We start from the raw sequence: 14400 nt of genomic DNA, 5'->3' as shown, positions 1-14400 counted from the left end.
TAACAGTCCCATAGTAATTGAGCGACCCTCCGATGCTGTTCCACGGAGGCGTACGTGTGGCGAGTCGGAAACTCGACTCCATCGGAGTGATCGTACGCCGCCTCGAGGTGGTCTTCGACGATGAACAGGGAACTATTCGGTGTATTCGGCGGTATCGACGCGTTCGAGCGGTTCAGATCCAGCGACGACTTCGACGAGGTGCTCGCCGGGTCGTCCGTCACGGTCGGAATCAGAGATCCCGATCTGGGCACGTCCGGGTGGAGCGCCACCTACGCGGGCGAAAAAGGGTGCTGTCTCATCTGGGGCGAGGCGTACGTTCCCGGTGACGAGGGAAACGCCGCTCGCTGGCTCCTCGAGCGCTACGAGACGGACGGACGCGACGCGCTGGACGCGCTCAACGGGTCGTATCTCGCCGTGGTCGACGCCGACTCGAGCGGGGACGCGTTCGTCGCAACGGACCCGATTCGCTCCCGAGAGTGTTTCTATACCGACGATCCGGGGGCACGCGTTTTCGGAACCGACGCGGCCGCGGTCGGCCGCACGGTTTCGGACCCGACGCTCCGCCGGGACGGTGTCCTCGAGTTCCTGCATCTGGGCGTCACCCTCGGTGAGAAGACGGCCGTTGCGGAACTGGCTCGGCTCCCACTCGACAGTCTGCTGACGCCCGCGTCGGTCGACTCGCTCGAGCGGTTCGTCTACGATCCGCGGCCGGCCCGCGAGTTCGATCCGGTCGACGAACTCGCCGAGCGCCTCGAGCGGGCGCTGGGACGGCGGTCGTCGTTGCCCGGGCAAACTGGCGTGCTCCTCTCGGCGGGCTACGACTCGCGGATCATCCTCTCGCGGATCGGCGACATCGACCGCAGTTACACGGTCGGCTCGGTAGACGCCCAAGAGGTCCGCGGCGCGAGAGCAGTCGCTGCCCAGTACGGTGCGAGCCACACCGCGTTCCCGCCCGACGATCGCTATCTCCGCGCCGACGAGTCGAAGACGCGGTACTCACAAGGGATCAAGGAATCCCTGCACATCCACCACGCCGGTTACACGGACGAGATCGGGGTCGACACGATGTACCACGGCCTCCTCTGTGATACGTTCCTGCGCGGTCACTTCACCGCCTCGGAGACCGTCGACGTCCTCGGGAAACCCGTCCCGACCGGTCGGCTCGAGTCCGATCCGGACCCCGTCGAGGTGCTCCTCGAGAAGTTCGGCTACAGCCGCGAGGCGAGTCTCGAACTCGCCGAACTGACCTCCGTCGACGCGGAGCCGGAATCGTTCGTCAGGGACGCGATCGGCGAGGAGTTCGACCGGAGACGGGGTCGTGCGAACACGGTCCAGAACGCGCTCACCTGCTGTGGCATCGCGAATCAGCCGTCGATGCCGTTCCACACGCACCTCGCCGATCACTTCGTGACGTCGTTTCTGGCGACCGACCGCGAACTGATCGACTGGCACCTCCGGACGCAACCGGAACACCGGACGACCGAAACGTTCCTTCGAGCCTGCGAGCGACTCGACGACGATATCCTGCGGCATAGACCGCCCGATCGGCCACACGACGCGATGCTGCTCAACGAGGTCGAAGGGTTCGTCCGGCGGAAAACGCCGTTTCTCGCGTCGTTCGAGCCGCCGTGGCCGGATCGGAAGACGCTCTTCGATCGACACGACCTCGACCGCCGCCTGCTTTCCGACCTCGAGCACGTCCACGACCTGCCGGCCAGACACAAACTCAGGCTCGTCGATCTCCGCGGGTGGCTCGAGAGTTGGTCCGACGCGAAAAGGAAACTGCAGCCGTGGTTGCGGCCACCGGAACCGATCGTCGCCTGAGGTGAACACGCCGGCCCGAAGATCGGGTCACGTACGTGATCGTCTCGGCGGCGAATATTGCTGCCAGAAACCGATCTAACGGGCCGCTATTTCGTTCACGGGCGATGAACCGTGAGAATGCTTATATACCAAGGAGTTTTAGCCTGGAATATGCGTCTGACGCCGTCCCGGTTTCGCTCGTCCTCGGAAGAGTCCGACGGCGAGCAGGCTGGCGATCCTCACGGACTTTCGGGACTGACGATGGTTCACGCCCCGGGAGACGATTCCGCGGCGGACGATGCCGACACCGGCTATTCGGCAGACACGTTCCTTCCAGAAGACGACGGTTCGCTCCTCGCCGTCCTCGACGGACTGAGCACGCCCGTGACCGTCGACGAGGTGGCCGATACGTTGGTGGCCCCAGCCCAGCCGTCCATCGAAACGTGGGCGACCGTCCACGAGCGACTGCACCGGGACCGACTGCCGGCACTCGACGCGTCAGGGGCCATCGAGTTCGATGAAACCCAGGGGCTCGTCGAACAGACACAGTCGCCGCCGCGCGAGGCCGGTCGCTTCGTTGTGTCCGTCTTGACGGCGATTTCCATCGTATTCCTGCTCGTCTCCATCGGGCTCGTCTCGGTGTCCGTTCTCATTGCGTAACTCGCTATAGAGACTCGCGATGTGGAGTCGTTCGAACTGATTGTCCGTCCGCTGGCTTAGTCGATGACACGGCTGATCGTCAGTCCCGTAAACAGGAACAGGATCAGCGCGCTCAGACCGATACCTGAGAGAAACGAGATGAACGGCAGTTCGATCACTGCACCGAGAAGGACCGCATAACAGAGGACGGTCGTCACGATGTAGTAGTCGTCCCACTCCGCGTCGTCCGTCTCCTGTTTGTCGGCCGATTCCTCGGACGAATCCAACTCGAGGTACTGGTCGACGCGATCGGCGAGCGGCTGTCGCTCCACGATCCCGCGGTTTTGTTGGTACTCGATTAGGCCCGCGTCGTCGAGTTTCGAGAGGTGAGACTGATAGAGCGGGATGTACACGCGCTGTCGCTGCGTGGACGTAAGATCCTCGACGGTCGTATCGTGCTCCCACGCTGCGACCTGCTCTGCGACATCGCGCATGCGTATGGCTCCCTCAGTCCCCCGGAGATACCGGAGGACCATCCGACGGCGTTCGTTCTGCAGGAGATGAAAGATTTCGTCCTTCGAAAACGCGGGCTCCTCGGAGGGACTATCAGCCGTCTCGTCCGTCTGAGCGTCGTCAGTCACACCCTGCTCGTCCTGCTCTTCAGAGCTGATATGTTTCGCTTTCATTGCGCCACTCACCCCTATTCAGAAGGAGGTAATAAATGGTAGAAACAGTATATCCGAGACATACACAGTTTACGTAATTTCATAGGATGTAGTTTCTTTTTCTGTGATTTTAATACCCCGATTTGGCCACCAAAAGCCGATAGAAACCACATCTGAGAATATCACTGGAAACTTTATTTCGAGAGAGTACGACGCACGTATTTCAGAATGTCATTCCGAATTTCGGTCCGTTCACGGTTCTATGACAGTCAAGAACAGCTGCAATCTATAGATACGGATTCTATGTCGAGTTCGTTATAGGTGTGCGTCAGACGGCCGTCGGACTGCCCCCAGAGAGCGGGGCTTATCGTGGCGATAATAAACCACTCTCGTCCCTACTGACGACGTAATGAGCGACACCAACTGGTGGTTTTTCGATCAGGCAGTCGTCATCGCGGTCACTGGCGCGCTCACGCTCGGGATTCTTTCAGGGATCGGCGGCATCGGACGAATAGCGCTGACGGTTCCGCTCGTTCTCTTTCTTCCCGGGTATGCGCTCGTCTCGGCACTCTTTCCGGACGAACCGAACGACGAGTATCAGTCCTTCGACGAGGAGAAAACCGGACTGGGGAACCCGCTGCTGGTCAGCGGCGGAGTCGAGTCGGTCGAACGGGCGATCCTTTCAGTCGTATTTACTGTTGCACTCGTTCCAGCGATCACCCTTTTCGCGACCGTGACTCCTAGGGGTATAGCCCTCGAAACGGTACTCCTCGCGCTCGCAGTGCTCACCGTTGTCCTCGCACTCGCCGCGATCGCCGCTCGCTACCGCTGTCCGGCCGATCGACGGTTCGTTCCTACGCTTCCGGCGGGGTCCCCGTTCTTCGCTCGTGGACGACCCAGTCCCTACCAGCGGGTCAGTAGTCGGCCGTACAACGTGGCCATCGCCGTCGGACTACTCCTGTTGCTCGCAAGCGGGGGCTTTGCCGTCGCAAACCCGCCCCAGCACGAGGGGTTCACCGAGTTCTCGATCGAAACGGAGACCGTCTCCGGCGAGACCCAAACGATGTACGACGCGACCTACGCCGCGGGAGAGCGCCACGAGCTGAACGCGACGATCACCAACCGGGAACACGAGGACCGGACCTACACGACCGTCGTTTTGCTCGAGCGGGTCAGTAGCGAGGGTGACAACGTAACCGTAAACGAGTCCACAGAACTGGACAGGCAGACGACGACGGTTTCGGACGGGGAATCGCGACAGCAAAACCTCGAGATCACGCCATCGATGCGGGGAGACGACCTTCGGTTGACGCTGCTGCTCTACGAGGGCGAACCGACGGCAGAGCCAACGGCCGAAACTGCGTACCGCACGATCCACCTGCCGATCGAGGTGGCATAGATGTGGCCGTGGGAGCACCTCGCCTTCGCGTACCTCCTGTACTCGGTGACGACGAACGTGGTGTTCCGGCGGCCGCCGTCAGCCGGCGAGGCGATCGCGATCGCCGTCGGCTCGCAGCTCCCGGATCTCGTCGACAAGCCACTCGCCTGGACACTCGGTATTACGGAGACCGGCTACTCGGTCGGCCACTCGATTCTCGTCGCACCGTTTGTCTGTCTCGGGGCGTACGCGGCGGCAGTCCGACTGGGCGACCGACGACTTGCAGGGGCGTTCTCGATCGCGTTCCTCTCACACCCGGTTTCTGACGGTCTCAACCGCGTTCTCAACGGGGACGCGATCGACCCGCGGATCGTCCTCTGGCCGATCGCGTCTCCGCCTGCGGGTACACAGAGCGGCTTCGTCGACAACTTCAGGCGGTACTTCGTTCGGTACGTCCACCAGCTGCTCACCGACGGGCTGACACTGCAGGTCGCGTTCCAGTCCCTACTGGGACTCGCCGTCGTCGCGCTCTGGCTGTTCGACGGTGCGCCGGTCGCGGCCGATCTCTGGCGAGTCTGTCGCGACCGTGTCGAGCAACAATGGGCGCATAGCCGTCGGTAGAGACCGCAGCGACGGCTCGAGGCGACGAGCCGAACCCGAATCGATACGATCGACGGTTCGACGTTCGAGCCGTTAGTTGCCGGGCGTCGGAACGAATAGACAGCGGTCACTGCTCCGCTCTCACTCTCGAGAGGCAGTCCGACCGGGACGACCAACCCTCCGGGTGGACGACAGTCAAGGGAAAGCGGCTACAGACAGCGACTGTGTCGACGTGCCGAACCGTCATCGGCGACGAGTCGAGGCTGGTTCCCTCGAGGTCGATCGTCGACGAGTGATTCACAAGCGGTCAAAAGACGCTCGAGCAGCGTCGCGAGGCGAGCCGTTAGGTCCCGGCCGAGGGCGTACATAGCGTCACGTCACCGTTCGTGTAGACCGTGGCCTGGTCCGGCCGACAGAGTTGGCTTCGGGAGAGCCGTTCGATCCGCGCGTTCCCGTCGGCGCCAGTGACGTAGGTCGCGTCGGTCGATTGCTCGGATCGATAGACCGTATAGCCGTGGTCCGCGACGCCGCCCTCGGGAACCGTCGCGGTCGTCGTCGACGGGTACGCGCCGGTCCGACTGAACAGCGTCTGATAGGGGTGGTCGGTGTAGAGTTGCTGATCGGGGCGGATCTCGTCGCCGTCCGGGGAGCCGGTCAGCGTCCCGATCGACTCGGCCGCAGCGAGTTCCGACTCGTCGTAGGCCAGTCGCTCGTGCTGATCCGCAAAGACTGGGTTGTCGGCGTTGCTCTCGACTGCCAGGACCATCGCGCCGGGATAGACGAGCACGACCACCAACAGGACGGAGACGACGACCGACGGCGTTAGACTGCCCCGTAGCGTTCGCACCCCGATCGCGCCGAGGACAGCCATCGGTGCGTAGAGGAACGCGAACCAGCGCGTCGGGATGAAGTTCCGGATGCCGAACATCGGCAGGCCGAGGACGAACACGAGCATGAACGCCGACGCCAGCAGGAGGGTAAACACCGACTGCTCGGCGCGTCGTCTGTGGACGACGTACAGACAGCCGACGAACGTAACCCCGAGCAGGAACAGGAAGCCGAGGGTATCGACGTAGGGAACGAGTTGCTCGAGCAGCGTCGGTGCGGCCTCGGCTCCCGCATCGGCCGCCTCGGCGGAGCCGCCGGCCGTGTTGAGGAATCCGGCGCTGTCCTCGAGGGTCTCGCCGAGGTACAACAGGACCGTCTCGAGGAACGAGCCCTCGCCGTAGGGCGTCAGCGACCAGACGAAGATCGTCAGCCCGGCGTTGAAGACGACGAGGCCGACGAGGTTGACCGGCTTTTTCGTCCGGAAGACGCTCGTATCGAGTCGCGTGAGCCCGAAGGGGCCGATCACGAACAGGACCTGCGCGACGAACGCCGCGAGCAACAGGACGAGCATGATGAACGTCGACACCTGATGGGTGAGGATGACGGCGACGCTCAACAGGAGGAGCACGGAGAAGTCCCGGATGGTGTACTCGATCCGCATCACGCGGATCAGCGCGTACAGCATGCCGAGGAAGAAGACAAGGCCCAAGCTCGTCGGGATAAGGTGCATCCCCCAGCGGGCGACGTGGCTCCCGAGGGCGTAGAACGCCGTCGCCAGCACCGCCCAGCGCGTCGAGACGAGCAGATTCGTGGTCGCGTAGACGAGCAGGACCGACAGCGGCATCACGAGCCCGACGGAGAGATACAGCGCGGTACGGATCGGAACGTCGTACAGCAGCGACGAGGCGGCGACCAGCAGGTGATAGAACGGCGAGCCGTAGTGTTTGTCGTGTGAGATCGCGCTCAGGGACCCCTCCGAGAGGATCGACTCGACGAAGGCGTGGTGCGTCCAGATGTCGATCCCGATGTACCCCGGCGTCGCGTACAGCGCGGTAAACCGGAAGACGAACGCGAAACAGACGATCTGGAGGAGCAACAGCCCCGGGTTGAGATCGCGGTCGTTCGCGAAGATGATCTGGCCGATCACGAGCGTCCCGACGACGCTTGCCAGTCCGAAAAAGAGGTGCGTTCGCGCCCCCTGGACGACCGTCAGCGCCACGAGTCCGGCGAGGCCGGCAAGCACGACGCTCGGCAGCGCCATCGACACCGTAGACGGCAACGTCGGGAACGCCCCCGCGTCGTCGCCCTGATACAGGGAGAGCAGATACAGCCCACAGGCAGTGCCGAGGACGACCGGAACGGTCTCGAGGTAGATCTGCGACGAGAGCAATCGCAGCGGGAGCAACACCGCCGCGAGCAGGAGTCCGCCGAGCGCCGCGACGGTGTCGAGTCGCAGCGGCCGCAGTTCGGAGAGCGATCTATACCTCATGGCTGACCCCCGTCGGGGAGCCCGTCCCGTCGTTCCGCTCGAGGACGCGCCGATAGACGCCGTGCAGGCGCTCGCCGAGCGAGTCGACGGAGAGCCCGTCGATCGACTTGCGGCCGTCGGACCGACCGCCGTCGCCGCGTTCGGCGATTCGCTCGAGGCCGCCGAGGAGCGCGCCGTCGTTGTCGCTGACGACGCAGTTTCTCACGCCGCGTATCGTCCCGCGGACAAAGCCGACGTCGGTCGAGACGACCGGCAGGTTACACGCGGCGGCCTCCTTGACCACCATCGGGCCGCTCTCGCGCCGGGACGTGACGAGCAGGGCGTTGCTCGCGTTCATGTAGTACGGCATTCGGTCGTGGTCGACGCCGGAGACCGTTCGCAGTTCGATGTCGGCGTCGGCTCGGTCGACGAGCCGTCGCGCCCGCGGATAGTCCTTGACCGACCGGGTCTCGTCGTACGGAAAGAGCGCGATCGGCCGGTCGGTCTCCCAGCCGACGTGTTCGCGGGCCTTGGCCCGCGACATCGGCCGGAACAAGTCGGTGTCGACGCCGAAGGGGATCAGTTCGTGCTCGGTCTCGAGGTCGCGAGACATAGTCCGACTCGGAACGATCGCAGCGTCCGCCCGGCGGGCACCGTACCGGCTGCACGACCGCAGCCACGACCGGTCGCTCATGAGGTCTGTCCCCCACAGCGTCAGCACTACCGGCCGGGTCGGCTGTGCGAGCGCGAAGGGCGCGACGAGGCCGTAGTTCGCGTGGACGAGGTCGTACGACCCCGAGCGGACTTCCGAGACGATCTCGGGGTAAAACCGCGCGTAATCCGACGGCCTCCGACTCGAGTCGCCCCCGTGTTCGCCGGGGACCTCGAGGACCGTACAGTCGACGCCGCGGTCCTCGAGGGCCGAGACCTGCTGTTCGAAAAACGGTCGCGACGAGGTGACCAGTTGCAGTACCTTCATGGGGAGTCCGGGTTCGCTGCGGGAACGGCACGCTTCGCCGCGTTCGCTTGGGCGATCGTCTCGAGTTGTCGGACGACGAGATCCGTGACATCGATTCGGTCGGCGAGCAGGCGCTCGCGACGGCGCGCCCACGTGTCGGCCGGCTCCTCGAGGATCGAGACCGCCCGCTCGAGCCCGCGGGTGTGTCTCGTCTCATGGTTGTACTCGAACAGCAGGCCGTACTCTTCCTCGAGCTCCGTCGTGTAGCCCAGCGAGAGCGGGTTCACGTAGACCGCCGGCGTGCCGAGTACGGCGGCCTCCGCCGCGGTCGTCGCGCCTTCGCTCAGGACGACAGCCGCGTGGGCGAGCAGGTCGTGCATTCGGTCCGGCGAGGTCTCGAACTGGTGTGATTCGAGATCGGCCGGGGGGTCGCCCTCCGTCGTGAGCAGGACCCGCAGTCCCGCCTCTTCGAGTCGGTCGACGACCTCGCGGGGGTCGTCGAACCCGCCGTGACCCACGTCGTGGGAGGCGTCCCAGCTGCTGAGTCGGACGACGGCGACCGATTCCTCGGGGGCCACGCCGACTTCCTCGAGCACCGACTCGTCGGGCTCGAACCGATCGGGGTGGAGATAGGCGAGTTCGTGATAGCCAGGATACGTCACGTGGTTCGGGCCGATCTCGTCCCGATAGCACGCCGGCGTACAGATCACGTCCGCGAAAGGGTAGCCGAGTCGCGTGATGAGCGTCGCGTGTTCGGTGTCGTAGAAGACGAGGCTCTTCGTGCCCAGCACCGACGCGACGTGAGCGGCGGCGACGCCGCCGATAGCCGTGATCACGTCCGGCTCGATCCGCCGCGCCCGCCACAGCAGTCGCATCTCGTAGGTCGCCTGCACCGCCGCCAGCGAGACCAGCGAGTCCGATTCGCCGGCCAGTACTTCGTGGTCGATATCGTAGGCCTCGAGCAACTGGACGGCGACATCGCTCTCGCGAGCGAAGACGTGGACCTCGTGGCCCGCGGCTTCCAGTTCCGCGATCGGGTGGCGGAAGAAGTGGACGTGGCCGGGGTGCTGGATCGTAATCATCACGCGCATCGTCAGCCCACCTCCGCGGTCGGTCGGCGGCTCGAGACGGTGACCGCCCCAGACGGTGATCGGTCTCTCGTCCGGGCGACCGCTCCGCCGAAGCCGTGGCGCTGGTCTCCCATCGCCTCACAACCTCCGGTAGACGAGACCCGCGTCGGCGGCCGCGTCCGCCTCGACCGCGCCCGTTACGTCGATCAGCGCGGGATCGTCCGCGAGGTCGCCCGCCAGGGCCTCGAGGTCCAACTGCTCGAACTCGGCGTGGGGCGTCGCGAGCAAGACCGCGTCGAAGCCCTCGAACGACAGGCGCTCCTGGATATCAATATCGAACGATTCCCGGGCCGCGTCGTCGTCCGCGAAGGGGTCGAACCCCTCGATGTCGATGTCGTACTCCCGGAGTTCGTCGATGACGGTGCCGATCTTCGAGCTTCGAATGTCCCCCACGTCCGGTTTGTAGGACAGCCCCAACACCAGCACGCGACTGTCCCGGAGCGTCTTGTGACACTGGTTGAGCGCCTTGATCGTCAGCTCGGCGACGTGGTCGGGGACCGACTCGTTGACCTGCCGGCTCGTCCGCATGAGTTCGGGGTCGAACCCCTCCCGAGCCGACCGGTACGCGAAGAAGTACGGATCGACCGGGATGCAGTGGCCGCCGACCAGTCCCGGCCGGTAGTCGTGGAAGTTCCACTTCGTGCCCGCGGCCTCGAGGACCGCCTGCCCGTCGACGTCCATGTTGTCGAGGGCCATCGAGAGTTCGTTGACGAACGCGATGTTGAGGTCGCGCTGGGCGTTCTCGACGACCTTGCAGGCCTCGGCGACCTCGATCGAGGGCGCGCGGTGAACCCCCGCATCGACGACCGACTCGTACAGCGTCGCCACGTCCTCGAGGACCGTCTCGTTCTGTGCGCTGACGACCTTGACGACGTCCGCGAGGCCGTGGTCCTCGTCGCCCGGTGTGGCGCGCTCCGGGGAGTAGCCGACGAAGAAGTCCTCGCCCGCGGTCAGACCGGACGCGTCCTCGAGCGCCGGGACGAGGACCTCGCGCGTCGAACCGGGGTAGACCGTCGACTCGAGGACGACCGTCGTTCCGGGGTCCATCTTCGAGCCGACGGTAGTCGCCGCGCTCTCGACGTAGCCGAGGTCCGGCCGATCGTCGTCGTCGATCGGCGTCGGCACGGCGACGATGACGTAGTCGGCCTCGCCGATCTCGGCCGCGTCGGTCGTATATGAAATGTCCCCGTCCTGAATCGCCTCGTCCGAGAGGTCGCCGGTCGTGTCGACTCCCGCTTGCAGTCGGTCGACCGTCACGTCGTCGACATCGTAGCCGATCACGCGGTAGTTCGACTGCGCGAACCCGACCGCGAGCGGGAGTCCAACGTATCCCAGTCCGACGACGCAGATCGTCGCCGCACGCGTCGATTGGGCATCCGTGTGCTCGAGGGCGGTTCCGCCGCCCGTCTTCCGCGCGTGCTGGTCGTTCTCTCGATCGTCCGCTCGCTTCTCAGTATCGCTGATTATCGTGGTCATGGGTGAGAGATTGTCGCCGTCCGTCGCACGACCGAGTGCGACGGTGACTGGTGCGCCCGCGATCGGCGGGGCATGCTGTGAAATCGACAAGGCAGCATCGGGGGTTTACTATAGCTCGGATAAACGGATGCGAGAGCGACAACGAGTGGAACCCGCCGATCGGGAACGCTACCCGCGGCGCTGGCGGATCGAAGACCGGTCGCGGGTGCGGGGACTTAGAACGTTGTTAAACCCACCTGTACGGCTCTATAATGAAGGGGGCGTGGGTCGGATCACCGATGCGGTCGGCGAGTCCACGACGATCGTGGCTCGGTCACGCACCGACTGCACCAGACACGCGAATCATGGTGATCACGTCCCAGATCGGCGTCCGCGGCCGGCTCGAATCGATTCACGGCACCGCCTCTCTCGACGCGGTTCCGGCGGCGACACGGCAGTACGAGGTCCACGCGATCGCGTCGGAAGCGATCGGTCCGCGGGTCGGCGACCGGTCCATCGGGTCGTTGTACTGGGGACAACTGCTGCGCACAACGTCGGTCTGGGAGTCGGCCCTGGTCGCGGTGCTCTTCCTGTTGATCAGCGGCCTCGTCGGGCTTCGAATCGTCGACGTGGTCGCGGACCGCGGCATCGACCTGTCGTCGCTCCCGCTGGGGACGAACACGGGGGGTGACGAGGGCGAATCGGATCGCACACGCGCCGACGATCGCGCGTACGAATCCTATCTCTCCCCCGAGACCCCGCCGCGACTCCTGAGCGACGAGGGGCGAGTAGTTCGGCTCCTGATCGCCAACCGCGGCCGCATTCGGCAGCATCAAATCGCCGACGAGACCGGCTGGTCGAAGTCGAAAGTGAGCCGGATCTGCTCGCGCATGCACGACGACGGCACGATCGAGAAGCGATCGGTCGGTCGGGAGAACGTCATCGCTCTCGCCGATCGAACGTCGGCAGAGACGCCGCAGTCGGACGAAGTCGAAAACGCGGTCCCGTAGCGCGCTGTCCCTGTCGTCGCACAGCAGCCCTGTCGGTTGCAGGCGGTGAAACTGCGACCGCCGAGGTCGGTCCCTTTCTGCCGTCGCATCTCGGTCGGACTCGAGTCCTCGAGGCGGAATCCGACGCGATAAGACGGGGCTGCCAGATTCCAGCAGTTCAGCGCGTCCAGACGGAGCGATACGGGCGGAACGAATCGGAACGCACCGACACAGACGGATCGAAACGACCGTCGTGACACACCGTGATATCGGTCCGGCTGGTAGAAGAATGGCGGATCGGGAAAACGAATGTGGGATTATACAGCCGATAGTAACCGTCGTATCCACGGTATCGTCTTAATCGTGCTATAGTAATGGCCGCTGTCGAACGTGGTAAGAGTGACGCCCCGGCCGTCGGCAACGGCGACTGGGGCCGGTGATACCAATGACACGGACCAGAACCGTCCCGCAGGCAGCGATCTCGAACCGCCCCGAACCGACCGTCGCCGCTCGAGCGGAGGTGCTGGGCTGATGTGCGGCATCATCGCCCGAATCGGCCACGGCAACGCGACGGAGACGCTCCTCTCGGGGCTCGAGAACCTCGAGTATCGGGGCTACGATTCGGCGGGAATCGCCGTCCAGAACGGCTCCGGTGTGAAGGTCCACAAGTGTTCGGGCGAGGTCTCGAGTCTCAAATCGACCCTGAACGGCCGTCCGAGCGGGAACATGGGGATCGGGCATACCCGCTGGTCGACCCACGGGCCGCCGACCGACGAGAACGCCCACCCGCATACTGACACGGCGGGCGACGTCGCGGTCGTCCACAACGGCGTCATCGACAACTACACCGAACTCAAAGCGGACCTCCGGGAGAAAGGCCACGAGTTCGAGAGCGACACGGACACGGAGGTCATCCCGCATCTCATCGACGAGTTCCGGTCGGAGACCGGCGACACCGAACTGGCCGTCCGCCGGGCCGTCGACACGCTCGAGGGGAGCTACGCGATCGCCGCGATCGTCGACGGCGAGGAAGCGGTCTACGCCGCCCGGAAGGGCTCGCCGCTCGTGCTCGGCCTCGACGAGGCGGAGTGGTTCCTCGCCAGCGACGTGCCGGCGTTCCTCGATCACACCGACGACGTGATCTACCTCGAGGACGGTGATATCGTCGTTCTCGAGCCCGACTCCTACCGAATCACCGATCTCGACGGCGAGCAGATCGAGCGCCCGGTCGACACCGTCGACTGGGACCCGGAGGACGCGGGGAAAGGCGGGTACGACCACTACATGCGAAAGGAGATCAACACGCAGCCGACGGCCCTCGCGAACACGATCGAGGGCCGAATCGAGAACGGCGACGTCGCCTTCGAGCGGCTCCCTGCCGGCACGTTCGAGGGCGTCGATTCCGTCCAGTTCGTCGCCTGTGGCACATCTTATCACGCGGCGATGTACGGCGCGCAGTTGGTACGCAAAGCGGGGCTGCCGACCGAGGTCCTCCGCGCGAGCGAGTACGAATCCAGCTCCGGGCCGGTCGACGAGCACACGCTCGTCGTTGCGGTCACCCAAAGTGGCGAAACCGCGGACACGCTCGATGCGGTCCGGCAAGCGACCGACCGCGGTGCTCGGTCGCTTGCGGTCACCAACGTCGTCGGCTCGACGGCCGCACGCGAGGCCGACGACGCGGTCTACATCCGCGCCGGGCCAGAGGTCGGCGTTGCGGCGACGAAGACCTACTCCTCGCAGGCGGTCACGCTCGCCCTGCTCAGCCAGCGCATCGCCGGCGACGTGCCGGCAGCGACCCCCGTTGCAGACCGGGCCGCGATGCTCGAGGCCCTCGAGGACCTGCCCCGACACGTCGAAACGGTCTTGGAGACGAGCGGGGCCGACGCGCTCGCACGAAACACCATCGACAGCGAGTCGTTTTTCTTCATCGGCAACGGGCTCGGCCGTTCGGTCGCGCTCGAGGGCGCGCTGAAGTTCAAGGAGATTACCTACGAGCACGCCGAGGGGTTCGCCGCCGGCGAACTCAAACACGGCCCGCTCGCGCTCGTCACCGATGAAACGCCGGTGTTCGCGGTCGCGACCGGCGGTGCCGACGACAAGACGAAGACGAACGCGATCGAGGCCCAGGCCCGCGGCGCACCGATCGTCGCCGTCGGACCCGACGATCACCCGCTCGTCGATATCGCCGATGCCCACCTGTCGGTTCCGGACACCCACCCGGTCTGGACCGGGCTGCTGGCGAACGTCCAGCTCCAGTTGCTCTCCTACCACGCGGCAGACCAGCTCGGACGACCGATCGACAAACCGCGTAACCTCGCGAAGAGCGTCACGGTCGAATGACCGCCTTCCAGCCCACCTAACGTCTTTTCGACGCGCGTTCGACGCCGCTACCGAAGTCCGTTCTCGAGTCGACTGTCTCCGACGCCACGTCACGGCGGCTCAACAGTACCGAAGTCCGGTGAGCAGCGCGTCTCGTCTCTCCGACGG

Annotated in this window: 11 protein-coding genes; 6 read left to right on the top strand and 5 right to left on the bottom strand. The window is 64.9% G+C overall.

Annotated elements, in window-relative coordinates:
• Positions 1-120 precede the first annotated feature (120 nt).
• Both ACJYUO_RS03045 and ACJYUO_RS03040 read left to right on the top strand, forming a co-directional pair.
• Complete coding sequence (locus tag ACJYUO_RS03045) at positions 121-1824, top strand: asparagine synthetase B family protein (RefSeq protein ID WP_494343935.1); 1704 nt, start codon at positions 121-123, stop codon at positions 1822-1824.
• A gap of 150 nt (positions 1825-1974) precedes the next feature.
• Positions 1975-2463, top strand: coding sequence for a hypothetical protein (locus ACJYUO_RS03040; RefSeq protein ID WP_494343934.1), 489 nt, complete (start codon positions 1975-1977; stop codon positions 2461-2463).
• 56 nt (positions 2464-2519) lie between these two features.
• Here the strand turns inward: ACJYUO_RS03040 and ACJYUO_RS03035 are convergent, their stop codons facing one another.
• Positions 2520-3128 (bottom strand): DUF7344 domain-containing protein, encoded by a 609-nt coding sequence (locus ACJYUO_RS03035; protein ID WP_494343933.1) that lies wholly within the window; start codon positions 3126-3128, stop codon positions 2520-2522.
• Between the two features lie 388 nt (positions 3129-3516).
• On the opposite strand from ACJYUO_RS03035, the gene ACJYUO_RS03030 reads away from it, so the two are divergent.
• Together ACJYUO_RS03030 and ACJYUO_RS03025 are read left to right on the top strand one after the other, a co-directional pair.
• On the top strand, positions 3517-4506 hold the full coding sequence (locus tag ACJYUO_RS03030; RefSeq protein ID WP_494343932.1) for a DUF1616 domain-containing protein: 990 nt from the start codon (positions 3517-3519) through the stop codon (positions 4504-4506).
• Positions 4507-5106: a metal-dependent hydrolase gene (locus ACJYUO_RS03025; RefSeq protein WP_494343931.1), complete on the top strand. Its 600-nt coding sequence runs from the start codon at positions 4507-4509 to the stop codon at positions 5104-5106.
• A gap of 322 nt (positions 5107-5428) precedes the next feature.
• Here ACJYUO_RS03025 and ACJYUO_RS03020 read toward each other — a convergent pair whose 3' ends face one another.
• The 4 genes from ACJYUO_RS03020 to ACJYUO_RS03005 form a co-directional block, all read right to left on the bottom strand.
• Positions 5429-7402, bottom strand: coding sequence for a hypothetical protein (locus ACJYUO_RS03020; RefSeq protein ID WP_494343930.1), 1974 nt, complete (start codon positions 7400-7402; stop codon positions 5429-5431).
• Positions 7392-8360: a glycosyltransferase gene (locus ACJYUO_RS03015; protein WP_494343929.1), complete on the bottom strand. Its 969-nt coding sequence runs from the start codon at positions 8358-8360 to the stop codon at positions 7392-7394. Before ACJYUO_RS03015 ends, ACJYUO_RS03020 begins: the two co-directional genes overlap by 11 nt.
• On the bottom strand, positions 8357-9430 hold the full coding sequence (locus ACJYUO_RS03010) for a DUF354 domain-containing protein (protein WP_494343928.1): 1074 nt from the start codon (positions 9428-9430) through the stop codon (positions 8357-8359). The genes ACJYUO_RS03015 and ACJYUO_RS03010 overlap by 4 nt, the downstream gene beginning before the upstream one ends.
• 117 nt (positions 9431-9547) lie before the next feature.
• Positions 9548-10945, bottom strand: coding sequence for a nucleotide sugar dehydrogenase (locus ACJYUO_RS03005; RefSeq protein ID WP_494343927.1), 1398 nt, complete (start codon positions 10943-10945; stop codon positions 9548-9550).
• Between the two features lie 344 nt (positions 10946-11289).
• Between ACJYUO_RS03005 and ACJYUO_RS03000 the strand changes: the two genes are divergently transcribed.
• The gene (locus ACJYUO_RS03000) at positions 11290-11934 is read left to right on the top strand and encodes a helix-turn-helix transcriptional regulator (RefSeq protein WP_494343926.1); all 645 of its coding nucleotides are present in this window, start codon (positions 11290-11292) and stop codon (positions 11932-11934) included.
• 510 nt (positions 11935-12444) lie between these two features.
• Complete coding sequence (gene glmS / locus ACJYUO_RS02995) at positions 12445-14253, top strand: glutamine--fructose-6-phosphate transaminase (isomerizing) (RefSeq protein WP_494343925.1); 1809 nt, start codon at positions 12445-12447, stop codon at positions 14251-14253.
• Positions 14254-14400: the final 147 nt, after the last annotated feature.

It is taken from the genome of Natrinema sp. CRL1, from assembly GCF_059162405.1.
This window is presented reverse-complemented; position numbering and strand designations above follow the sequence as displayed.

Bases quoted from the DNA above. Each gene is read 5' to 3' on its own strand.
- ACJYUO_RS03015 (WP_494343929.1), bottom strand. From the start codon at position 8,360: ATGAAGGTACTGCAACTGGTCACCTCGTCGCGACCGTTTTTCGAACAG.
- ACJYUO_RS03000 (WP_494343926.1), top strand. From the start codon at position 11,290: ATGGTGATCACGTCCCAGATCGGCGTCCGCGGCCGGCTCGAATCGATT.
- ACJYUO_RS03025 (WP_494343931.1), top strand. From the start codon at position 4,507: ATGTGGCCGTGGGAGCACCTCGCCTTCGCGTACCTCCTGTACTCGGTG.
- ACJYUO_RS03040 (WP_494343934.1), top strand. From the start codon at position 1,975: ATGCGTCTGACGCCGTCCCGGTTTCGCTCGTCCTCGGAAGAGTCCGAC.
- ACJYUO_RS03035 (WP_494343933.1), bottom strand. From the start codon at position 3,128: ATGAAAGCGAAACATATCAGCTCTGAAGAGCAGGACGAGCAGGGTGTG.
- glmS (WP_494343925.1), top strand. From the start codon at position 12,445: ATGTGCGGCATCATCGCCCGAATCGGCCACGGCAACGCGACGGAGACG.
- ACJYUO_RS03005 (WP_494343927.1), bottom strand. From the start codon at position 10,945: ATGACCACGATAATCAGCGATACTGAGAAGCGAGCGGACGATCGAGAG.
- ACJYUO_RS03010 (WP_494343928.1), bottom strand. From the start codon at position 9,430: ATGCGCGTGATGATTACGATCCAGCACCCCGGCCACGTCCACTTCTTC.
- ACJYUO_RS03020 (WP_494343930.1), bottom strand. From the start codon at position 7,402: ATGAGGTATAGATCGCTCTCCGAACTGCGGCCGCTGCGACTCGACACC.
- ACJYUO_RS03045 (WP_494343935.1), top strand. From the start codon at position 121: ATGAACAGGGAACTATTCGGTGTATTCGGCGGTATCGACGCGTTCGAG.
- ACJYUO_RS03030 (WP_494343932.1), top strand. From the start codon at position 3,517: ATGAGCGACACCAACTGGTGGTTTTTCGATCAGGCAGTCGTCATCGCG.